16 protein-coding genes are annotated in these 21,318 nt (G+C 61.6%); 7 read left to right on the top strand and 9 right to left on the bottom strand.

What is annotated here, in order from left to right:
• Positions 1-39 precede the first annotated feature (39 nt).
• The 5 genes from HMPREF9720_RS13725 to HMPREF9720_RS13705 form a co-directional block, all read right to left on the bottom strand.
• Positions 40-1,617, bottom strand: coding sequence for a S41 family peptidase (locus HMPREF9720_RS13725; RefSeq protein ID WP_009598937.1), 1,578 nt, complete (start codon positions 1,615-1,617; stop codon positions 40-42).
• Positions 1,618-1,718: 101 nt separating this feature from the next.
• Positions 1,719-3,074 (bottom strand): histidine--tRNA ligase, encoded by a 1,356-nt coding sequence (gene hisS, locus HMPREF9720_RS13720; RefSeq protein ID WP_009598940.1) that lies wholly within the window; start codon positions 3,072-3,074, stop codon positions 1,719-1,721.
• A 31-nt stretch (positions 3,075-3,105) separates the two neighbouring features.
• Positions 3,106-4,782, bottom strand: a complete 1,677-nt coding sequence (ettA, locus tag HMPREF9720_RS13715) for an energy-dependent translational throttle protein EttA (RefSeq protein ID WP_009598991.1) — start codon at positions 4,780-4,782, stop codon at positions 3,106-3,108.
• A 213-nt stretch (positions 4,783-4,995) separates the two neighbouring features.
• Positions 4,996-5,574, bottom strand: coding sequence for a rubrerythrin (rbr, locus tag HMPREF9720_RS13710; protein ID WP_009598975.1), 579 nt, complete (start codon positions 5,572-5,574; stop codon positions 4,996-4,998).
• A 110-nt stretch (positions 5,575-5,684) separates the two neighbouring features.
• A complete protein-coding gene (locus tag HMPREF9720_RS13705) occupies positions 5,685-6,743 on the bottom strand; it encodes a CapA family protein (RefSeq protein WP_175282419.1) in 1,059 nt (352 codons plus the stop codon).
• A 286-nt stretch (positions 6,744-7,029) separates the two neighbouring features.
• Here HMPREF9720_RS13705 and HMPREF9720_RS13700 point away from each other — a divergent pair, with 286 nt between their 5' ends.
• Positions 7,030-7,956 carry a DMT family transporter gene (locus tag HMPREF9720_RS13700; RefSeq protein ID WP_009598966.1) on the top strand — a complete coding sequence of 309 codons (927 nt, stop codon included), beginning with the start codon at positions 7,030-7,032 and terminating at the stop codon, positions 7,954-7,956.
• Between the two features lie 149 nt (positions 7,957-8,105).
• Here HMPREF9720_RS13700 and HMPREF9720_RS13695 read toward each other — a convergent pair whose 3' ends face one another.
• Together HMPREF9720_RS13695 and HMPREF9720_RS13690 are read right to left on the bottom strand one after the other, a co-directional pair.
• Positions 8,106-8,414 carry a DUF4491 family protein gene (locus tag HMPREF9720_RS13695; protein ID WP_009598945.1) on the bottom strand — a complete coding sequence of 103 codons (309 nt, stop codon included), beginning with the start codon at positions 8,412-8,414 and terminating at the stop codon, positions 8,106-8,108.
• A gap of 88 nt (positions 8,415-8,502) precedes the next feature.
• Positions 8,503-9,858, bottom strand: a complete 1,356-nt coding sequence (locus HMPREF9720_RS13690; protein ID WP_014776498.1) for a DcaP family trimeric outer membrane transporter — start codon at positions 9,856-9,858, stop codon at positions 8,503-8,505.
• A 386-nt stretch (positions 9,859-10,244) separates the two neighbouring features.
• On the opposite strand from HMPREF9720_RS13690, the gene HMPREF9720_RS13685 reads away from it, so the two are divergent.
• The 6 genes from HMPREF9720_RS13685 (at position 10,245) to HMPREF9720_RS13660 (ending at position 17,470) form a co-directional block, all read left to right on the top strand.
• The gene (locus HMPREF9720_RS13685) at positions 10,245-11,414 is read left to right on the top strand and encodes a metallophosphoesterase (RefSeq protein ID WP_009598965.1); all 1,170 of its coding nucleotides are present in this window, start codon (positions 10,245-10,247) and stop codon (positions 11,412-11,414) included.
• Positions 11,405-12,481 carry a dihydrofolate reductase family protein gene (locus HMPREF9720_RS13680; RefSeq protein WP_009598956.1) on the top strand — a complete coding sequence of 359 codons (1,077 nt, stop codon included), beginning with the start codon at positions 11,405-11,407 and terminating at the stop codon, positions 12,479-12,481. The genes HMPREF9720_RS13685 and HMPREF9720_RS13680 overlap by 10 nt, the downstream gene beginning before the upstream one ends.
• A 104-nt stretch (positions 12,482-12,585) precedes the next feature.
• A complete protein-coding gene (locus HMPREF9720_RS13675) occupies positions 12,586-14,043 on the top strand; it encodes a TolC family protein (RefSeq protein WP_009598967.1) in 1,458 nt (485 codons plus the stop codon).
• Positions 14,044-14,055: 12 nt separating this feature from the next.
• Positions 14,056-15,045 carry an HlyD family secretion protein gene (locus HMPREF9720_RS13670; protein ID WP_009598984.1) on the top strand — a complete coding sequence of 330 codons (990 nt, stop codon included), beginning with the start codon at positions 14,056-14,058 and terminating at the stop codon, positions 15,043-15,045.
• A 9-nt stretch (positions 15,046-15,054) separates the two neighbouring features.
• Positions 15,055-16,233, top strand: coding sequence for an ABC transporter permease (locus HMPREF9720_RS13665; protein ID WP_009598989.1), 1,179 nt, complete (start codon positions 15,055-15,057; stop codon positions 16,231-16,233).
• 1 nt (position 16,234) lies between these two features.
• A complete protein-coding gene (locus HMPREF9720_RS13660) occupies positions 16,235-17,470 on the top strand; it encodes an ABC transporter permease (RefSeq protein ID WP_039940799.1) in 1,236 nt (411 codons plus the stop codon).
• A 168-nt stretch (positions 17,471-17,638) separates the two neighbouring features.
• On the opposite strand, the gene HMPREF9720_RS13655 is transcribed toward HMPREF9720_RS13660, so the two are convergent.
• Together HMPREF9720_RS13655 and HMPREF9720_RS13650 are read right to left on the bottom strand one after the other, a co-directional pair.
• Positions 17,639-20,593, bottom strand: a complete 2,955-nt coding sequence (locus HMPREF9720_RS13655; RefSeq protein ID WP_009598993.1) for an outer membrane beta-barrel protein — start codon at positions 20,591-20,593, stop codon at positions 17,639-17,641.
• Between the two features lie 150 nt (positions 20,594-20,743).
• Positions 20,744-21,208 carry a DUF4890 domain-containing protein gene (locus HMPREF9720_RS13650; protein ID WP_014776506.1) on the bottom strand — a complete coding sequence of 155 codons (465 nt, stop codon included), beginning with the start codon at positions 21,206-21,208 and terminating at the stop codon, positions 20,744-20,746.
• Between the last annotated feature and the right edge of the window lie 110 nt (positions 21,209-21,318).

Below are 21,318 nucleotides of genomic sequence, written 5' to 3'. Positions count from 1 at the left end.
ATATAAGCAATTTAATCCTAAAATCCAAAACTTTCCGCCTTAATTTTCAGGCATCAGCAGCGGGGCGCCCTCATGTTCCCAGCCGCCCAGAATCTCCACCGCACGCCGATAGGCGCCGTTCTGCGCCGGGTTCATCACCCGGTAGAAAGCCCCCGTATCGAACAGCCGCTGCGCCACGAGCGCCTTCAGCTGGACGCGCATCAGCGGCTCCGATGCCGCAAAACCCGCCTCGTCGAACTCCACGCCGCGCTCCGCCCCCAGCGCCGTCAGGCCCGTGAGCATCTCCTCCCCGACACCGAAAGCGGCGTCGAAAGCGGCGAAATCGGGGTAGGCGCGCTCCAGCCTGCCGCGCTCGCGGTCCATGTACGAGATGACGTATTCATTGACCACGCCGCGGCGGATCAGATTGGCGTAGTAGACCGAGAATCCCGCAGTATCGGCTTCGACCATGACGTCGGGACGGATGCCGCCGCCCCCGTAGACCGTGCGGCCCGTGCGCAGGGTCCGGTACTCCGGCGCCCCGGCGTCGAGCGAATCGCACACCGCATCGTCGTAGCGGCGCAGGTGGTCGAGGTAGTATTCGCGACGTTTGCCCTTCTCGTAGGGACGCTGGATCACACGGCCCGAAGGGGTGTGGTAGCGGGCCACGGTGATACGCACGGCCGAGCCGTCGCCGAGTCCGATCTGACGCTGCACCAGCCCCTTGCCGAAGCTCGGACGGCCCACGACCACGCCGCGGTCCCAATCCTGCACGGCCCCCGCGACGATCTCGCTGGCCGAGGCCGAGCTCTCGTCGATCAGCACCGCCAGAGGCCCGTCGGGCGCCTCGCCGTCGTGCGGATTGCGCAGCGACATCGGCGGCACGGCGCGTCCTTCGGTCGAGACAACCAGCGCGCCCCGCGGCAGGAAGAACCCGGCCATTTCGACCGCCTGCTCCAGCAATCCGCCGCCGTTGCCCCGCAGGTCGAGGATCAGGCTGCCGGGTTTGCCCAGTTTGTCGAACGCCTCGCGGAACTCCGACATCGTCGTACGTCCGAAACGATTGACCTTGATATAGCCCACGCCGTCGGCGGCCATATAGGCCGCATCGACCGTGTTGAGCGGAATCTTGTCGCGGACGATCACGAAATGCAGAGGCGCCGGCTCCCCGTGGCGCACGACGTCGATTTCGACCCGCGTGCCGGTCTTGCCGCGCAGGTGCTTCGGCACGTCGGTCTGCTTGAAGCCCACGGCGTCGAGCGTGTCGATGCGCACGATGCGGTCGTTGGGCATGACGCCCACGCGCTCGGCAGGCCCGCCGACGATCGTATTGACCACGATCACCGTATCCCGCAGCACATTGAATTCGATGCCGATGCCGCTGAACTCACCGTCGAAACTCTCCTGCACGCCCTTCATATCCTCCGCGCCGATATAGGCCGAATGGGGGTCCAGCTCTTCGAGCATCCCCTCAATGGCGCTTTCGACCAGCGGCCCCATCTCCACCTCGTCGACATACAGCCCGTCGAGGTAGCGGTAAACCTGCATCAGTTTCCGCAACTGCTGTGCGGCCCCGATCTCCTGCGCCGCGAGGGGCAGGGCGAAAAGGGCGGTGAAGAAAAGTAAGACGATACGCATAGCGATAGAATTTTAAGATTCGACAATTTAAAAAACCGGCCGTACTGCTCCGGACAAGCCGGTGCCGCAGCACGACCGGGATATCGGTTTTCGGGGTGCGCCTAACGCCGGGACTCCAAATCCGCTGCCAGAGCGGCGAAAGGCACCTGACGCTGCTCGCCCGAACGCATGTCCTTGACCGTCGCGGCCTGCGCCTCCAGCTCCTGCGAGCCGATGATGACCACGTAGGGGATGCTCCGGCGGTTGGCGTACTCCATCTGCTTCTTCATCTTGCCGCACTCAGGGTAGATTTCGGCGGCGACGCCCGCATCGCGCAGCGAGCGGAGCAGCTGCAGCGACGCGGCCTCCTCCTCGGCGCCGAGGTTGGTGAAGAACACCCGCGTCGTGAAGCTGACCTCTTCGGGGAAAAGGTTCAGCCCCGTCATCACGTCGTATATGCGGTCCGCGCCGAACGAGATGCCCACACCCGACATGTTGGGCATGCCGAAAATGCCGGTCAGGTCGTCGTAACGGCCGCCGCCGCAGATCGAACCGATGGCGAAATCGAGCGCCTTGACTTCGAAGATCGCCCCGGTGTAGTAATTCAGTCCGCGCGCCAGCGAAAGATCCAGCTCCACCGTCAGGCCGATGCCCGACCGCTGCACGTAGCCGAACACGGTCTCCATCTCCTCGATGCCTTTCAGGCCCGTCTCCGAGACCGCCAGCACCTCGCGCAGTTTCGTGAGCTTCTGCGAATTATCGTCGCTCAGCTCAAGTATCGGTTGCAGTTTGTCGACCGCCTCCTGCCCAAGTCCGCGCTCCAGCAGTTCGGCCTTCACGTTGTCCAGCCCGATCTTCTCCAGCTTGTCGATGGCGACGGTAATGTCCATCATCTTGTCGGCGTGGCCGATCGCCTCGGCGATGCCGAAAAGAATCTTGCGGTTGTTCATCTTGAGCGCCACGCGGATGCCCAGCGCACGGAACACCCGCTCGACGATTTCGATCAGCTCGACCTCGCACAGCAGCGACCGGGTGCCGATAACGTCCACGTCGCACTGGTAGAATTCGCGGTAACGGCCCTTCTGCGGCCGGTCGGCGCGCCATACGGGCTGCACCTGATAACGCTTGAACGGGAACGTCAGCTCGCCCTGATGCTGCACGACGTAACGCGCGAAAGGCACCGTAAGGTCGTAGCGCAGGCCCTTTTCGCAGATTCTGGACGCCTGACGCACCTCGTCGTCCGACAGCCCCGCGGCGTAATCGCCCGAATTGAGGATCTTGAACAGCAGTTTGTCGCCCTCCTCGCCGTATTTGCCCAGCAGCGTCGAAAGGTTCTCCATCGAGGGCGTTTCGAGCGGCGCGAAGCCGTAGGTGCGGAACACCCCCTTGACGGTGTCGAAAATATACTGGCGGCGCATCATCTCCGCAGGGGAGAAGTCGCGCGTGCCCTTGGGTATGGACGGTTTTTGTATTCCCATTTTATTTCGTGTTTATCAATCTTTGTGCGGACTACTCTTCGATCAGTTTGCGGTATTTCACGCGGTGGGGCGTCGTATCGCCTCCCTGCGCCTTCTTCCACTCCTCGTACTCGCTGTACGATCCCTCGTAGAAGACCACCTTCGAGTCGCCCTCGAAGGAGAGGATGTGCGTAGCGATACGGTCGAGGAACCAGCGGTCGTGGGAGATCACCACGGCGCAGCCCGCGAAGTTTTCGAGACCCTCCTCCAGCGCACGGAGCGTATTGACGTCGATGTCGTTGGTCGGCTCGTCCAGCAGCAGCACGTTGCCCTCCTCCTTGAGCGCCAGCGCCAGATGGAGACGGTTGCGCTCGCCGCCCGACAGCATGCCGCACTTCTTCTCCTGATCGGCGCCCGAAAAGTTGAAGCGCGCCACGTACGCGCGGGCGTTGACCTGCCGGTTGCCCAGCATAATCAGGTCCGTGCCGCCCGAAATCACTTCGTAAACGGTTTTCTCAGGGTCGATCGACTTGTGCTGCTGGTCCACATAGGCCAGCTTCACGGTCGGCCCCACGCGGAACGATCCGCCCGTCGGCGTCTCCAGCCCCATGATCATCCGGAAGAGGGTGGTCTTGCCCGTACCGTTGGGTCCGATCACGCCCACGATGCCGGCGGGCGGCAGCGAGAACTCCAGATGCTCGTACAGCACCCGGTCGCCGAACGCCTTCGACACGTCGTGCGCCTCGATCACCACGTCGCCCAGACGCGGACCGTTGGGAATGAATATTTCGAGTTTCTCCTCTTTCTGCTTGGCGTCCTCGTTCATCATCTTGTCGTAGGCCGACAGACGGGCTTTCGACTTGGCGTGACGCCCCGACGGCGACATGCGCACCCACTCCAGCTCGCGTTCGAGGGTCTTGCGGCGCTTCGACTCCTGCTTCTCCTCCATGGCCATGCGCGTGGTCTTCTGGTCGAGCCAGCCTGAGTAGTTGCCCTTCCACGGAATCCCCTCGCCGCGGTCCAGTTCGAGAATCCAGCCCGCCACGTTGTCGAGGAAGTAACGGTCGTGGGTCACGGCGATGACCGTACCCTTGTACTGCTGCAGGTGCTGCTCCAGCCAGTCGATCGACTCGGCGTCGAGGTGGTTGGTCGGCTCGTCCAGCAGCAGCACGTCGGGCTGCTGCAACAGCAGGCGGCACAAAGCCACGCGGCGGCGTTCGCCGCCCGACAGCACCTTCACCGACTGGTCGGGATCGGGACACCGCAGGGCGTCCATCGCGCGCTCCAGCACGCTGTCCAGCTCCCAGCCGTTCACCTGATCGATCTGCTCGTACAGCTCGCCCTGACGCTCGATGAGCTTGGCCATCGTGTCGTCGTCCATCGGCTCGCAGAGCTTCATGTTGATCTCCTCGTACTCCTTGAGCAGGGCCACCGTCGCGGCGCAGCCCTCTTCGACCACCTCCCTGACGGTCTTCGAGTCGTCGAGCTTAGGCTCCTGTTCCAGATAGCCCACCGTGTAACCCGGTGAGAAGACCACTTCGCCCTGAAAGTTCTTGTCGATGCCCGCGATGATCTTCATCAGCGTCGATTTACCCGAACCGTTCAGACCGATGATGCCGATCTTGGCTCCGTAAAAGAAGGAGAGGTAGATGTTGTTAAGGACCTTTTTCTGATTGGTGAACGTCTTCGAAACGCCTACCATCGAAAAGATGATTTTTTCGTCTGCCATATTATATGCGTTATTGTTCGTTGTTCCGATTTTCCTATCCGGCAAAGATAATAAAGATTCCGCAATCTTCCGACACGAAACGACAAATTAGGGCCGGGAACCGCGCACCTTCCCGACCGAGAGAGAGCCGGCTTCCCGGCAGGGACTCCCTGCGCCGCAAAAAAAGGCGGCCCTGCACCGTTCCGATACAGGGCCGCCAGCTTGCGAACTCCGTCAATAGTTCTCTTTCTTCGGCTCGAAGTAGGCCTGCGGATGCTTGCAGGCGGGGCAGAGCTTGGGAGCCTCTTCGGCTTCGATGACGAAACCGCAGTTGCGGCACTGCCACCAGATCTTGCCGTCGCGCTTGAAGAAGTTGCCGTCCGTCAGGCGGCTCAGCAGCTTGAGGTAGCGGCGCTCGTGCTCGGCCTCGACGGTCGAGATCATCTTGAAGGCCGTGGCGATTTCGATGAAGCCCTCTTCCTCGGCCACCTTGGCGAACTCACGGTAGAGAACATCCCACTCCTCCTTTTCGCCGTGAGCGGCAGCCAGCAGGTTCTCGGCAGTGGTTCCGATCGGACCGGTGGGGTAGCTGGCCGTGATCTCCACGTCGCCGCCCTCAAGGAACTTGAAGAAACGCTCGGCGTGCTCCTTCTCCTGTTCGGCCGTCTCGGCGAACACGCCTGCGATCTGCTCGTAACCCTCCTTTTTCGCCTTGCTGGCGAAGAATACGTAACGGCTGCGCGCCTGACTTTCGCCGGCAAACGCCTTCAGCAGATTCTGCTCGGTCCTTGTACCTTTAATGCTCTTTTCCATAATCTTATATTGTTTAGTGTGTGTCGTTTATTTCCGTACAGCAAAGATAGGAAAATCCCCGACAATTCGCCAAATTATCTTCATCGTTTGTTTTTATACGGCTATTCGGATTACTTATAGACCCGATCGAGCATCTCCGCCACGTCCTTCCGGAACAGGGAATAGGCCGCCGGCAGAGCCATCGTGTCGCCGACCTCAGGCGGAACGATCCGGTAGCCGGGCATCGCCACCCACACCGGCACCGGGTCGAGCGTATAGGTCATACGGCCGTCGGGATGCCGCACGGCTTCGATTTCGGCCATCAGCCCTCCGTCGCAGTAGCGGCGGCGCTGATTGGAGACGAAGTTGCCCAGCGAATAGAGCACCACGTGCGACGAATCGGTCTCGAAGGGCTGCACCACGTGCGGATGGCTTCCGACGATCAGGTCCGCGCCGTTGCGGCGCAGAAAGCGCGCCAGCCGCCGCTGTTCGGCATTCGCCTGCCGTTCGTATTCATTCCCCCAGTGGATGCAGACCGCGATGCAGTCCGGCGATCCCTCGCGCGCCGCGGCCAGATCGGCCGCCATGCGCACCGTGTCGATCAGGTTTACCCGCACGCCCTCCGGCACGGGGATTCCGTTGGTGCCGTAGGTGTAGTTGAGCAGTGCGAAGCGCACGCCGCAGTGTTCGAGCCAAAGCGGATTGTTGGCCGCACGGTCGAGACTGTCCGTAAATACGCCCGTATGCCGGATGCCGCACCGCCGAAGTTCCGCGACGGTCGTATGCACCCCGGCGCCGCCGCCGTCGCAGCAGTGGTTGTTGGCCAGCACGGCCACATCGACCCCGGCGTCGCGCAGTGCGTCGGCCAGCGCCGCCGGAGAGCGGAAACAGGGATAGCCCGTATAGCGGTCGGTGCGGGTGAGCGTCGTTTCGAGGTTCACGATCACCAGATCGGCCGCACGGAAGCGGCGGTGCAGGTGAGCGAACACCTCCCGGTAGTCGAACCCCGTTTCGCGGCGGGCCGCCGTGACCTGCGGCAGATGCTGCATCACGTCGCCCCCGAACAGCAGCCGCACGCGCACCGGCTTGGGCGGCGGAAGGGCAGGCTTCCGCTCCGACTGCTTCGCCGGAACGCAGCACGCCGCCGCCAGCAGCAGCCACGGAAGAATATGTCGAGCGGATATTTTCATGGTATGCGCCCCAAAGTTAGCTTTCCGTACGATAAAATCCAAAAACCGCACTATATTTGCCGTCCCGAACCGCCGAGCACGGTTTTTGCCGTCGTTCGGGATGCCGCGCGGCGCAGGCCGCGGCAAAAACGCGCAGCGGTGCGGCGGGCCGCTTCGCAACGCCGCCGTGCACCGCAGGCTCCGGCCCGCACCCGCCGTTCCGCATCTGCCGGCGGCGGAAGGGAGCGCACCGCGTGCAGACACGGTGCAGCCATGACAGACGCCAACGCGAAAAAACGTCGAACATATGCGTAACATAAGTAATATAAAGGGAGTGCTCTACGCCGTTGTCTCTTCGGCCACGTTCGGGCTGATCCCGCTCTTCTCGATCCCGCTGCTTCATGCGGGCATGGCCTCGCCGACGATTCTCTTCTACCGCATGCTGCTCTCGGCGGCCATCATGGCGGCGGTGGCGTTGCTGCTGAAACGCAACTTCCGCATCTCGCGGCGCGACTTCGGCGTGCTGGCCGGCCTGAGCCTGATGTACGCCGCCACGTCGCTGGGACTGCTGCGCTCGTACGATTACATACCGAGCGGCGTGGCCACCACCGTCAATTTTCTCTATCCGCTGGTGGTGACCATCGTCATGACGCTCTTTTTCCGCGAACGCAGTTCGGTGTGGATCGTCATCGCAGTCTTCATTTCGCTCGTCGGCGTGGCGCTGCTGGCGTGGGGCGACGCGGGAAACAACGATCCGGGACGCGGCCTGATCTATGCCGGGACGACCGTATTCACCTATGCGGTGTATATCATCGGGGTGATGAAGAGCCGCGCCGGACGACTCGACCCGCTGATCGTGGCGTTCTACGTGCTGACCTTCTCCGCCGCGGTGTTTCTGGTCTACGCCCTCTCGACGTCCGGCATCGCGGTAGTCCACACATGGCACATCTGGCGCAACCTGCTGTTGCTGGCCCTGCTCCCGACGGTGCTCTCCAACCTGACGCTGGTGCTGGCGATCAAGCATATCGGCTCAACGATGACTTCGATCCTCGGCTCGATGGAACCCCTGACGGCCGTACTGGTCGGCGTCGTCCACTTCGGCGAAGGCTTCGACCTCGACTCCGCGGCCGGACTGATTCTGGTCGTCACGGCAGTCATCATCGTCATTCTCCAGACCAATCACACGCCCCAGACTCCGCCGGCAAACATTCCGCCCACGCAGCCGCAGGAGTAAGACGCTGTCCGCCTTACACAGCCGAAAATCGCGGCCGCAGCCCGCTCCATTCCGCGCCGGAGGGCGACTCTCTGCCCGCAGGCGATCCGCCGCGTCGCGCCGACTGCCGTTCAGGACCGGCTCGGCGGCAGGCAGGCGCAACGGCCGGATTATTTCTTCTTCCGGTTCGGATTGGCCGGGAACCATCCCTTCGCCACACGTCCGCGCTGCTCGAACAGCTCGCCGATCGACCAGAGCGACGACGCGCCCCAGACGGCCAGCAGGGTGGACCAGAGGATATGCCGCACGGCGACCGACGCCGCGATCGCCGCGACGCCCATCAGCAGGAAAAACCACCAGCAGCGCACGCCGAAGTAATATTCGCCCTTGATTACGAAGGGGTGGAACAGACCGATGATCAGAAACGTAGCGACGCCGATCACCAGCCCCGTAAGGTTGTATTCCGTCAGAAATTCCATCATGATTCAGCAACAGTTTGAAAGCAAATATACGAAAAAAAGAGCGGCCCGCACCGGACCGCCCGAATAAATGACGCCGACAAGGCCGTCAGAAGCTGTACTGCACCATCACGTTCACGCGGTTGGCGTGGTTCTTCATGCTGTTCATGTCCTTGCGCGAACCGTAGAGGTACTCGCCGGCCACCTTGCAGCGCGGCGTGAGCGAATAGAAGATGTTGCCGAAGATATACTGCCCCTGCTTGTACTGGTCGTCGGTGTAATAGCCGTGGCTGCGCTGCACGCGGACGGTCGAATAGCCGCCCGAAACGAACAGGCGCGGCGTGATGTTGATCTGCCCGGCGGCCTGCCAGCCCCACATCGGCATCATGCGCACGAGCGACGGATCTTCGGGATTGGGCGTGAAGTCGAGCCCCGAACCCGTCAGGTCCTGAATATAGGGGGTGATGCCCTCGCCGTAAACGCCGTTCATGAAGAGCCGGAACCAGTCGCAGCACTTGATCGTACCGCTGAACTGCACGCCCCAGCCGAGCAACGAGGTGGTCGAATTTTTCGAGACCTTGTGCATGTAGGGGTTGCGGATGACGCCCGACGCGCGGATATGGCTGCTGCGGTCGTCGCCCCACGCATACTGCAGATACATCGGGAAGTCGGGCACGCGCTGGTGCATCGGCTTGAAGTTTTCGCCGTAGGTCGCGCTCACATTGGGCATTTCGGCCGCGACGCCGAAGGTCATGTGCCGGCGGGCGAACGAAACCTCATAGCGGATCATCGTGGCGAAATTGAAGTTGTAGGCGTTCGGTCCCTGAAAGTCGATGGTCGTGGGCGCGGCCTGCAGGTCGCAGAACGTCGTCACGTCGCGTCCGAGGGTCAGCCCCTTGAACGACACGTAAGCCGAGCGCAGGCGGGGCGTATAGCTGCCCTCCGCGCCGCCGCGGAAGTCGGCGTCCATGTAAATCACCACGCGGCCCAGCGCCCGCGTATTGGTGATCGCCTTCATGAAGAGACGCGAAGTCGAGGCGTCCATCATCAGCTTCTGTTTCGAATTGTAATTGCCCGGCACGGGAATGTCGTAGGGCACGAAGTCAATATTGTCCACGATGCCGTCGAAGTCGTATCCGGCGCGCAGGCTCACGAAGCCGCCCAGCGAGAACGAGAACCGGTTGTTCTTCGACGCGAATACGAACTGGGGCTTCTCGGACTGCTGGAAGCCGGGGCGGTGCGTCTCGATATAGTCCTGCGTGGCGTTGTCCATCGCCAGCCGGTTGAGCGCCGCGGCCTGACGGCTGCCGCAGCCGCCGCAGTTGTAAACCGTGTCCACTTCGTGCACGGAGATAAGGTAGACCGTGGGCGAATACTCTCCGTTGCGGCCGTCACGCATGTGTCGCTGGGCCGAAGCGGAAGACGCAAGCAGCAGAGCCACAATCAAAAGTCGAAATGTTTTCATAAGCTGAATTGATTTGGTTTTAAATTTGTCCGATATGTTTTGTTTTTGGAGCACAAGCAGTTGATGTTCAAACCCCCGATCAGCAAGTTATATGCCAAAGGATGCCGCACGCCATTCGATCTGCCGGAACGCACGGCGCTTCCGTCCCGCGGCAAAAGGCGCTCCGCCAGCTCCGGACGGGCTTGGTTTGCACGCGGTTTTCATTATCTTTGCCGGAGATAAACTCCCGCACGGACAGGCAGCGTCCCCGGCAGCGGCAAATCGATTTGCCCCAGCCCCCGACTTGCACTATCTTTGCCGTGGATAAACCGCCGCACGGACAGACGCCCGGCAAACCGGTTCCGCACCCGGCCCGCATCGTCTTCGTGCGTTAATTAAAATAAGGTATGTTTCTCTGGTTTACTTCGATTCTGACGCTCGCGGCCGCCGCCGCAGACATCATACACTACCGCCGGCTGCGGCGGCGCGGAACCTCCGCACGCAACCTGCGCCTGTTCGTCGCGCTGGCCGCCGCCACCGACGCCCTGCCGCCGGTCATCGCCCTGACCGACGCCCTGAGCCGCGACAACACCACGGGATTCATGCTCTTCGCCATGTGGGCGTTCTGGGTATGGATGATCACCGTCCTGCCGCGCATCGCCTGCTATTTCTTCCGGCTCGTCGGCCTGCCGCGCGCCGGCATCGCCGCCGGAATCTGCGTGGCCGCACTCCTGATTTGGGGCACCACGCGGGGCAGGACGCAAATCCGCGTCAGCCGCACCGAAGTCTGCTCCGAACGGATTCCCGCGGGATTCGACGGTTTCCGCATCGTCCAGTTCTCGGACGTTCACCTCGGCACGCTCGTCTGCCCCGAAGCGGAGCTGAGCCGCATCGCGGACAGCATCAACAGCCTGCATCCCGACCTCGTCGTCTTCTGCGGCGATCTGGTCAATATCCGCGGTTCGGAGCTGGACGCCCGCGCCATGCGCCTGCTGGGCGGCCTGCGCGCACCGTACGGAGTCGTAGCGGTCACGGGCAACCACGACGCCGGAGTATACATCAAGGACAGCATCGCGCATCCCGCCCAAGCGAGTCTGGCCGAGGTCGTCGCACGCCAGCGGGAAATGGGGTGGCGCGTGCTGGAGGACACGACCGTCTACCTGCGGCGCGGCGGCGACAGCATCTCGCTGACGGGCCTTTCGTTCGACCCCGCACTGCGGCACCTGCGCCACGCTCCCGACCTGCCGCCCGCGAACCTGAACGCCGCCTACCGCGGCGTCCCCGACTCGCTCTACAACATCACCGCCGTGCACATTCCCCAGCTCTGGGACCAAATCGCCGGAGAGGGATACGGAGACCTGACCCTTTCGGGCCACGTACACAGCATGCAGCTGAAAATACGCTTTTTCGGACACGCCTTCTCCCCGGCGCAGCTGATCTACACGCGGTGGAGCGGCCGCTACGACGAAAAAGGCCGCACACTCTATATCAACGACGGCACGGGATACGTCGCATTCCCGATGCGTCTGGGCGCATGGCCCGAAATCACACTCATAACGCTGAAAAGATGCGGATAACACTTTCCGCCGCGGTTACGGCCGACGGCTTTCTGGATGACAACAGCCCCCGGAGGCTGATTATCTCGACGCCCGAAGACTGGGCGGAGGTCTACCGTCTGCGCGCCGCGCACGACGCCATTCTGGTCGGCGCCGAAACACTGCGGCGCGACGACCCGTCGCTGCTCGTGCGCGACGAAGAGGTCCGCGCCCGCCGCAGGGAGCAGGGATTGCCGCCCGACATCGCCAAAGCCACGCTCACCGGCACGGGCGAACTTTCGCCCGGACTGCGTTTCTTCACCGAAGGCGAAGCCGAACGCTATGTGTTTTCTCCGCACGAAATAGATAGTTTACAGAACATTGCAACGGTTATATCAACCGAAGGACCAATTACGGCGAAGTTGATCGTCACCCAGCTGGAGAAGCGGGGCGTCGAACGGCTGATGGTCGAGGGCGGGGCGGCGGTCCTCCGCATGTTCCTCGGCGAAGGCATGGCCGACACCCTGCGGCTGGCCGTCAACCCGCAACTGCGGCTCGGCGCGGCGGGCGGCGCGGAATTCCGCTTCACACCGCCGCAGGGCACTCCGCAGACCCGCGAAAACTTGGGCGGCATGGAGGTCACGACCTACACGCTGCATCCCGACACCTCCGCCGCAGACCTGCGTTTCCTGAAGCAGGCCGTGGACGAAGGCCGCAAATGCACCCCCAGCGCCACGTCCTATTGCGTCGGTGCGGTCGTGGTCGCGGCCGACGGCCGGATCTTTGCAGGGCACACGCACGAAACCTCGCCGACGCACCACGCCGAACAGGAAGCCATCGCCAAGGCGCTGGCGGCCGGAGCGCCGCTCCGCGGAGCCGCCATGTACTCCTCGATGGAACCCTGCTCGCAGCGGGCCAGCGAACCGGAGAGCTGCACGCAGCTCCTGCTGAAATACGGATTCGCCCGCGCCGTCTTCGCGCTCTACGAACCCGACTGCTTCGTCTGCTGCCGCGGTGCGCTCACCCTGCGTGAAGCGGGCGTCGACGTACGGGTCTATCCCGGACTGGCCGGGGGAGTATGGGAAGCCAACGCCCACCTGAAGCGCTGAAACCGGCGCAATTTATGTCCATAAGGGCCTAAAATTGGCCTCTTTTACCGGAAAATCGCGCAACATATCGGGATAACTTATATATTTGTGTTTTAAACGTATCGATGAATATGAAAACAGCAGTCGGAATAGCTTTTGCGGCGGTATTCGCAACCGTCGTCCCGCTGTCGGCGCAGGAGGTCAAGCAGACGCTTTCGCTCGACGAGGCGATCGCCGTCACCCTCACGGAAAATCCCGCGATGAAGGCGGCCGAGTTCGAGGAGAAGGCCGCGACGCAGGAGCGTCGCGCGGCCATCGGCCTGCGCATGCCCAAAATCAACGTCACGGGCGCCTATGCCTATCTGGGCAAGGACATCGGATTCGACTTCAACGAGATGAAGGGTCCCGCCAAGAACCTCGCGGGACAGCTGCTGGGCAGCGGACTGATACCGCCCGAAGCGATCCCCTCGATCAACGGCCTGCTCAACCCGCTGCTGAACGCCGACTGGTTCCTCACGCTGCAGGACCGGAGTCTGGGGTTCGTGGGCGGCGAGGTGACCATGCCGATCTGGCTGGGCGGTAAGATCAACGCCGCCAACCGCGCCGCACGCATCAACGAACGCACCGCCGCAGAGCAGGGCAACCAGACGCGCAACGCCCTCATCTCCGAGCTGGTGGAGCGTTACTTCGGCCTTGCGCTCGCCATGCAGGTCGTCGAGGTGCGCCGGCAGGTCGTGGACGGCGTGCGCCGCCACCTCGAAGACGCCATAGCCCTCGAAAAGAACGGCATGATCGCCCAGAGCGAACGGCTCTACGTCGAATTCAAGATGGCCGAGGCCGAGCGCGAGCTGGCCAACGCCAAGCTGCAGGCCGAAACCATCGCCAGCGCACTCTCCAACACGCTGGGACGCGAAAACGCGTGGCAGCCCGTGACGTCGATGTTCATGATCGACAAGGTCGAGGATCTGGCTTACTATCAGGATCTGGCGCAGGACCGCAACCCGCTGCTCAATCAGGTTTCGCTCAAACGCCAGCTGGCCGAGGAGGGCGTCCGCGTCCAGCGCGCCGAATTCCTGCCGCAGGTGGCGGCCATCGGCGGCGGTTCGTTCTACAACTATCAGGTTTCGGGCATCGTGCCCCGCTGGGCCGTGGGCGTGGGGGTCAATATCAAGATCTTCGACGGCCTGAACCGCGAATACAAATATTCGGCGGCCAAACAGACCGCCCGCCGCGTCGGCGCCCTGCAGAACAAGGCCGGCAAGGATATTTCGGTGCTGGTCGAGAAGCTCTACAACCAGATGATGAACTACCGCAACCAGATGACCTCGATCGACGCGTCGCTGAACTTCGCCGAGGAGTACCTCCGCATGAAAAACGCCGCCTTCCTCGAAGGCATGAGCTCGTCGTCGGACCTGATCGACGCCGAGCTGAACCTCGCGGGAGTGCGCACCGAACGTCTGCAGGCGGCCTACAATTTCGACCTGCTGCTGGCGCAGCTGCTCGAAACCGCAGGCATCAGCGACGAATTCCCGGCCTATGCGCGCCGCAGCGACGCACGGCCCGTTCTGTTCGATAAAAAATAAAAACCGAAAAATATGAAACGCAGCAACATCATTGGAATCATCGCGGCCGCCGTGGTCATCATCGTGTCGGTCGTACTGATCAGCTGGTACCTCCGCAGATCGACCCCGACGCTGATTCAGGGCACGGTGGAGTGCACGACCTACAAGGCCTCGTCGAAAGTGCCGGGCCGTATTGACGACATGAAAGTCGAGCAGGGCGACCGCGTGGAAAAGGGGCAGCTGCTCTACACGCTCTCGACGCCCGAACTGGAAGCCAAGCTCCGGCAGGCCGAAGCGGTCAAGAGCGCGGCCGCGGCGTTGGATCAGGCCGCCATAGCCGGCGCCCGCATCCAGCAGATCGAAGCGGCCATGAACATGTGGGAGAAGGCGCAGGCCGGGCTGGAACTGGCGCGCAAGACCTACGAGCGCGTGAAAAACCTCTACGAGCAGGGCGTAGTCCCCGAACAGAAGATGGACGAAGCGTCGGCCAACTACAAAGCCATGGAAGCCACGGCGCTGGCCGCCAAAGCGCAGTACAATCTGGCCATGGACGGCGCCCGCAAGGAGGACAAGGAGGCTGCCGCGGCCCGTGTCCGTCAGGCCGAAGGAGCCGTCAGCGAAGTCGAATCCTACATCAGCGACGCCATGGTCTATTCGCCCGTCACGGGCGAGGTCTCGACCATCATCGCCGAGCAGGGCGAGCTGGTCGGCAGCGGCTATCCCGTGGTGGCGATCCTCGACATGAGCGACATGTGGGTGACTTTCAATATCAAGGAGACCCTGCTCCCCGCGATTCGGGTCGGCACCCGCATGAGCGGCTACGTGCCGGCGCTGGGGTATGACGTGGAGTTCGAGGTGACCTATATCGCCGTGCAGGCCGACTTCGCAACGTGGTCGGCGACCCGCACGCAGGGCGGTTTCGACATCCGCACCTTCGCCGTCAAAGCCAAGCCCACGACGCATATCGAAAACATGCGTCCGGGAATGAGCGTACTCGTGGACTGGGACCTGATCGGGAAGTAGGAGAGTGCGATGCTGAATTTCCTGCGTAATACCTATGCCGTTCTGCGACGGGAACTGACGCGTCTCGCGCACCAGCCGATGTATTTCGTGCTGATGCTCGTGCTGCCCGTCGTGTCGTTCGCGTTCTTCGCCCTGCTGTTCAACAAGGGCGTGGCGCGCGACATTCCGATCGCGGTACTGGATCAGGACCACACCTCGCTCTCGCGCAAGGTCACGCAGATGATCGACGACACGGCGACGGCAATGGTGTCGTACGGCATTCAGGACATGGACGAAGGCGAAAGGCTGATGCGCGAAGGCAAGATCATGGCGATCGTGCAGATTCCGGCATTCTTCGAGAAAAATATCCTGAGCAACAGCCAGACGCATATCGAGACCTACATATCGGGAACGAACATCACGGTGAACGGCCTGCTGTCGAAAGACATCCAGACCGCCGTGACGACCTTTTCGGGCGGCGTCCAGATCCAGCTGCTCACCAAACAGGGACTCACCGAGCTGCAGGCCATGGCGCAGCTGATGCCCGTGCGGTTCAACAAGCACGTATTGTTCAATCCCTATATCAATTACGGCTATTACCTCTCGCCGAGCTTTATGCCGATGATGCTCCTGATCTTCATCGTCATGGTGACGGTCTTCACCATCGGCACGGAGCTTAAGAAGGGTACGGCGCGCGAATGGATCGAGACGGGCAACGGCTCGGTATCGGCCGCACTGCTGGGGAAGGTCCTGCCAGTGACGGTGGTGATGTTCCTCATGTCGCTGGTCATGTTCCTGATCATCTTCAAGGTCGTCGGCGTGCCCCTGAACGGCAGTCTGACGGTCATCCTGCTGAGCACGCTGCTCTTCGTGATGAGCTATCAGGCCATCGCGGTCTTCATCGTCTCGCTGCTGTCGAACCTGCGCCTTTCGCTCTCGATCGGCGGCGGCTATTCGGTGCTGGCCTTCACCTTTTCGGGACTCACGTTCCCGATCATGGCCATGTGGCCCGCCATGCAGTACCTGAGCAGGCTCTTCCCGTTCACCTACTACACCGACATCTTCGTCGATCAGATGCTGCGGGGCGCCCCGGTCGTCTGCTCGCTGCCCGACATGTGCTACATGTCGCTGTTCATTGTCTTACCGCTTCTGTGCCTGCCGCGCCTGCGGACCATCTGCACGGAGGAAAAATACTGGGGGAGGTTATAGCATGAGCCGTTTCACACATCAGATGACCTCTTATTGGCAGCAGATGCTGTCGGTCATGCGCAACGAGTTCCGCACGATCTTCACCGATGCGGGCGTGGTCCTGATCCTCGTTCTCGCGCTGATCATCTACGCCACCGTCTACTCGATGGCTTACGGGGCGCAGGTGCTCCGCAACGTGCCGATCGGCGTGGTGGACGAATGCCGCACGCCGACCAGCCGCAGCCTGATCGAGACCTTCAACGCCGGGCCGAACACCTATGTGGCCTACAACCCGACGAGCATGGAGGAGGCCAAGGATCTCTTCTTCAAACGCAAGATCTACGGCGTGGTCTACATTCCGTCGGATTACGAGGAGAAACTGCTCGGCGGCCTGCAGGCCAACGTCGCGATCTACGCCGACGCCAGCTACTTCCTCATGTACCGGCAGGTGTTTCAGGAGGTCGTGACTTCGATCGGCGCCACGGGCGCGATGGTCGAATTCCAGCGTCTGATCGCCAAGGGAGCCAACCTCCCGCAGGCGCAGGCCACGACCCAGCCGGTCATCTACCAGTCCCACAACCTGTTCAACCCCTATCTGGGCTACGGCACGTTCGTCATGCCCGCGATCATCATGGTCATCATCCAGCAGACGATGCTCATCGGCATCGGCATGATCGGCGGCACATGGCGCGAATTCGGGCTGTACCGCAAACTCTGTCCGCCCGACCGCAAGCGGATGTCCACGCTCCCGATCGTGCTGGGCAAAGCGCTGGTCTACGGCATAATCTATTCCGTGACGACGTTCTACATCCTCGGTCTGCATTACAGGCTGTTCCACTATCCGATGAACGGCGCGACGGGCACAATCGTGGTCTTCATGCTGGCGTACATGGCGGCCTGCATCGCGCTGGGAATCGCCATTTCGACGCTCTTCCGCTACCGCGAGAATTCGCTGCTGCTGTTGTTGTGGACCTCGATTCCGCTGCTGATGCTCAGCGGTGTCTCCTATCCCCGCGAAGGCATTCCCGACTGGCTGTTCAACTTGGGGCAGATATTCCCCAGCAGCCACGGCGTAAACGCCTTTATCCGCATCCAGAGCATGGGAGCGTCGCTCTCCGAAGTGCTGTCCGAAATCAGGATGCTCTGCATTCTGGCCCTCGTATACGGCGGTCTGGCCTGCATCGGCATCCACTTGGTGCTCAACCGCGCGGACAAGGACGACATCCCGGCGCCGCACACCTCCGAACCGGAAAAGTGACGGCGACGCCCAAGCATCCGCAGGAACCGCCCCGTCCCGTCCGCAAAAAGGGACGGCCATCGGCCCGGCACACCGGCACAAGGACGAAGCGGAAGCAGGCTTCCGGCATAATCACAAAAAAGACGTCAGGCATTGCACCTGACGTCTTTTTTGTCCGAACCGCACTGGTTACCGCGGACCGTGGAAGATACCCGGAGGCGGCCCGCCCGGACCGCCGGGTCCCATGCGGCGGGGTCCCGACTGCACGACCCCGTCGTAATCGGAGATGTTCTTCGACCCCTTCTTGCCGAAGCGGCGCAGGTTGTAGGTGAACTGCACCATGTAATAACGGCCGATCACGCTGTTGGTCGCATTCTGCGTCCATCCCGAACCCGTCGTGCGGGCGAAAGCCTTGTTGCGGTTGAGCAGGTCGTTCACGCCGAACATGATCTCGCCGCGCTTGTTCTTGAATATCTTCTTGCCGATCCATGCGTTGCAGAGCAGGTACGAATCGTCGTAATCGTTCGTGAAACCGATATACTGCGTGTAAGCCACGCTGCCCGTAAAGGTGAAGCCCAGCGGGAAGACGAACTTCATGTTGCCCTGCGCCCGGTGGTTGAAGTAGCGGTTTTTGGAACCTGACTCGCCCAGCGAGTTGGTCGCTTCGTTGTAGGTGCCGTTCCACGAGAGCGTGAAGTCCACGTTTTCGGAAATATTGCTGCCCAGCACCGTGTTGAAGTCGTAGCCGATATTGCTCGTGTCGTTGCGCTTGCCGCCCGTGATGAATCCGTCGGCGTCCACCTCTCCGCCCAGCATGCTCGGCGTAAGCGAGTAGCTGACGCCCGCCATCACGTTGAAGTTGCTCTTCAGGAAGCCGATCGGAAAACCGTAGCTCAGGTGCGTCCGCAGGCTCCAGTAGCCGTCGAGATTGACGGGCGTGGAGTAGTAGTTGGGCTTGTACTGCACGCCGCCCAACGTGATCGTGCCGGGATTCGACACCACGTGCGTCGCATTGTAGTCGGAGGTGTTCTGCATCGAGAACATCCACATGAAGGTCCGGCCCTTCTCGACGTTGGAATTGATGTAGTGGAAATTGACGCGGTGGCTGTAGGTCGGATTCAGATCGGGATTACCCTTGGTGATATTCTGGGCGTCCGATACGTCGGCCACGTTCTGCAGGTCGGTGATCGACGGGTTGTCGGTATAGGACGATACGTAGAGCCGCAGCGAATTCTCGCGGTTGATGTTCAACTGTCCCATCATGAAATAGGTCACGTTGTTGTACGAATGCCTGATCTTGTCGGCGTCGTCCCGCACGATCTGCCCGTCGAGCGACGAACGCTGGTAAAAGACATTGGCGATGAACGTATTGCGCTCCTTCGAATAGCGGAAGCCGGGACCTGCGCTCTGCGTCAGGTAGTTGCTCCGGTAGGAGTTCGAAAGCGCTCCGTCGGGCGCCAGTCCCGCGATCGAATAATCCGCGCCGGTGATATACGACTTCTTGTCGCGCTCCTGATAATCGTACGAAATGCGGTACTGAAGGCTTACCTGCGCATATTTGGCGACGGGTTCCGTGTAGGTGAACTGTCCGCGCAGGCGGTAGCTGCTCGACGGCGCGAGGTCGCGCAGGTAGCGCAGGCGCGTGTAGCCCGTCGTGTCCCATCCCCACGGCGCGTCGACGCCGTCGGGCCGGAGGTCCGAAAGCGGCAGCACGTTCGAGAAGGAGTTCGAGTTGTTGGTGTTGTCCGAGTAGTTCACGTCGCCGTCCACGGTGATCGTACGGCCGTCCTTGCCCAGTTTGGCGCGGTAAACGGCGTTCGTCCGCACGTTGTAACCGTGGCGCAGGGCGTCGCTGCGGTTCTCGGTGCGGCTGTAACCGCTTTCGCCGAACTGCCAGCCCTGCGTCGTGCTCAGCGGGTCGTTCGACTGGTAGCTGAAGCTCGGACGGACCATCAGATTCTGGTTGTCGGAGATTTTCCACTCCAGACGGGCGTTGAAGCGGTGGTTATACGACTCGGTATCCGAGTAGCCGCGCGTCGAGAGCGTATCCACGGGCATCGGCGACTCGTACCATTTGTCGATCGTCGAACGGTTTCTCGTGTCGGTATTGTTGAAGAAATAGCTGCCCTGAAACGACACCTGATCGCGCTTGCCCCACGTATCGGAGTAGTTTACGCCGATGGCGTTCACCGACGCCACGCCGCTTTGGGGGCGCACCATATACTGGCCCACGCCGCCGCGGCGTCCGCGCCCCGAACCGCCCGAAACGCCCAGAATATCCTCGAACGAGAAGTTCTGCTGGTTGATGTTGTTGAACAGGCCGATGACCGACACGCGGCTGCTGCCGCTGAAGATATTGGCGTTGCCGCCCACGACGTATTTGTTCTTGGCTTCGGTCTTGGTGTCGGCGTCGTAACCGTAACCGGCATAGAGCTTGCCGAACTGCCCCTGACGCATGTTGGCGTGCGTAACAATGTTGAGGGCCTTGTAGCCCTCGCCGTCGTCCATGCCCGAAAATTCGGCCGCGTCGCTCAGCTTGTTATAGACCTCCACACGGTCCACGGCCTGCGCCGGAAGCGACTTGATGGCCGTCGTCACGTCCTCGCCGAAGAACTCCTTGCCGTCGACGAAAACCTTCTTGATCTGCTCGCCCTGCGCCTCGACCGTACCGTCCGACACGGTGATGCCGGGCATCTTCTTCAGCAACCCCTCGACGTCGGCGTCGTTGGTGACCTTGAAGGCTCCGGCGTTGTAACTTACCGTATCGCCCTTCTGCGAGGTGCGCAGCGCCTTGGCCTCCTTGACGACCGTTTCGATCTGCACGCCGGGCTTGAGTTCGATCCTGCCGATGTTCTGTTTGCCGGCCGCCACCCGGAAGGTGGTTTCGTAATTGTTGTAACCGAGGAAGGAGACGGTGAGTCTGTATTCGTCGTAGGGCAGCGAAGGAATCGCCACGGCGCCTTTATAGCCGGAAGTGAAATACTGTTTCTGATCCGGAGTCTTGACCGGAGCGACCTCCAGCACGGCTCCGGCAACGCTTTCGCCGGTATCGGCGTCAAGCACCGTTCCGCTGACCGCACCCTTTTGGGCGAATGCGGCCACGGCGAAAAACAGGAATAGGGTTGAGAGTAGTAGCCGTTTCATCTTAATGTTCTGTGTACTTTCTGATTTTGCGCATGCGAAAATAACTTTTTTCCCGCATACGGCCCTCCGACAAGGGGTGAATCGACAAAAAAAGGGCGTCAGCCGACAACCGACGCCCCGACTGCAACAAACCGGTCGATTTTCCTAACCTCACTTTTTCTCCTTTCCGGAGCGCGGTCCGTCGCATTTCCTATCCCCCGCGCAGGGGGCGCACTTGCGGCCTTCACGCACGGCGGCCTTGTCGCCCCGGCCGTCCTTCATCCGGGGACCGCGGTTCATGCCGTGACGCGGCCCCTGCATCTGCTTCCACTGCTCGAACTGTTCGGGCGTGAGGATGCCTTTCATCTTCTCGGCCTGCGCCTTGCGGTATGCGCGCATCTGCTCGGCCTGCGCCTGCATCTCCTTTATATCCTGCAGGTTGACCTCATAGAGCTGCTTCGACTGCTTTTCGCTGAGGTTCAGCTTCTCGGTCATGCGTTCGGTCCTGCGCTGGGCCATCTGCTCGGCCGTCGGCCGCTCCTTCATCATCGGAGCCTTCTTCGAATCCTGCGCAAAAGCGCCCGTTCCGGCCAGCAGGCACAAAGCCGCGGCGACTGCAAAAATTCTCTTTTTCATAATCTCAAATATCAATGGTTAATTCAATCCGTCAATCGGACCCGTTTCGGTCCCCTTACGATGCAAAGGTAAGGCCAAACCGGAAAAACGGAACGGCAATGCGGGTCAAA

It is taken from the genome of Alistipes sp. HGB5, assembly GCF_000183485.2.
GTDB lineage: Bacteria > Bacteroidota > Bacteroidia > Bacteroidales > Rikenellaceae > Alistipes > Alistipes finegoldii.
This window is presented reverse-complemented; position numbering and strand designations above follow the sequence as displayed.

Excerpts from the sequence above, each read along its gene's own strand:
- HMPREF9720_RS13725 (WP_009598937.1), bottom strand. The coding sequence starts at position 1,617 with ATGCGTATCGTCTTACTTTTCTTCACCGCCCTTTTCGCCCTGCCCCTC.
- hisS (WP_009598940.1), bottom strand. The coding sequence starts at position 3,074 with ATGGGAATACAAAAACCGTCCATACCCAAGGGCACGCGCGACTTCTCC.
- ettA (WP_009598991.1), bottom strand. The coding sequence starts at position 4,782 with ATGGCAGACGAAAAAATCATCTTTTCGATGGTAGGCGTTTCGAAGACG.
- rbr (WP_009598975.1), bottom strand. The coding sequence starts at position 5,574 with ATGGAAAAGAGCATTAAAGGTACAAGGACCGAGCAGAATCTGCTGAAG.
- HMPREF9720_RS13705 (WP_175282419.1), bottom strand. The coding sequence starts at position 6,743 with ATGAAAATATCCGCTCGACATATTCTTCCGTGGCTGCTGCTGGCGGCG.
- HMPREF9720_RS13700 (WP_009598966.1), top strand. The coding sequence starts at position 7,030 with ATGCGTAACATAAGTAATATAAAGGGAGTGCTCTACGCCGTTGTCTCT.
- HMPREF9720_RS13695 (WP_009598945.1), bottom strand. The coding sequence starts at position 8,414 with ATGGAATTTCTGACGGAATACAACCTTACGGGGCTGGTGATCGGCGTC.
- HMPREF9720_RS13690 (WP_014776498.1), bottom strand. The coding sequence starts at position 9,858 with ATGAAAACATTTCGACTTTTGATTGTGGCTCTGCTGCTTGCGTCTTCC.
- HMPREF9720_RS13685 (WP_009598965.1), top strand. The coding sequence starts at position 10,245 with ATGTTTCTCTGGTTTACTTCGATTCTGACGCTCGCGGCCGCCGCCGCA.
- HMPREF9720_RS13680 (WP_009598956.1), top strand. The coding sequence starts at position 11,405 with ATGCGGATAACACTTTCCGCCGCGGTTACGGCCGACGGCTTTCTGGAT.
- HMPREF9720_RS13675 (WP_009598967.1), top strand. The coding sequence starts at position 12,586 with ATGAATATGAAAACAGCAGTCGGAATAGCTTTTGCGGCGGTATTCGCA.
- HMPREF9720_RS13670 (WP_009598984.1), top strand. The coding sequence starts at position 14,056 with ATGAAACGCAGCAACATCATTGGAATCATCGCGGCCGCCGTGGTCATC.
- HMPREF9720_RS13665 (WP_009598989.1), top strand. The coding sequence starts at position 15,055 with ATGCTGAATTTCCTGCGTAATACCTATGCCGTTCTGCGACGGGAACTG.
- HMPREF9720_RS13660 (WP_039940799.1), top strand. The coding sequence starts at position 16,235 with ATGAGCCGTTTCACACATCAGATGACCTCTTATTGGCAGCAGATGCTG.
- HMPREF9720_RS13655 (WP_009598993.1), bottom strand. The coding sequence starts at position 20,593 with ATGAAACGGCTACTACTCTCAACCCTATTCCTGTTTTTCGCCGTGGCC.
- HMPREF9720_RS13650 (WP_014776506.1), bottom strand. The coding sequence starts at position 21,208 with ATGAAAAAGAGAATTTTTGCAGTCGCCGCGGCTTTGTGCCTGCTGGCC.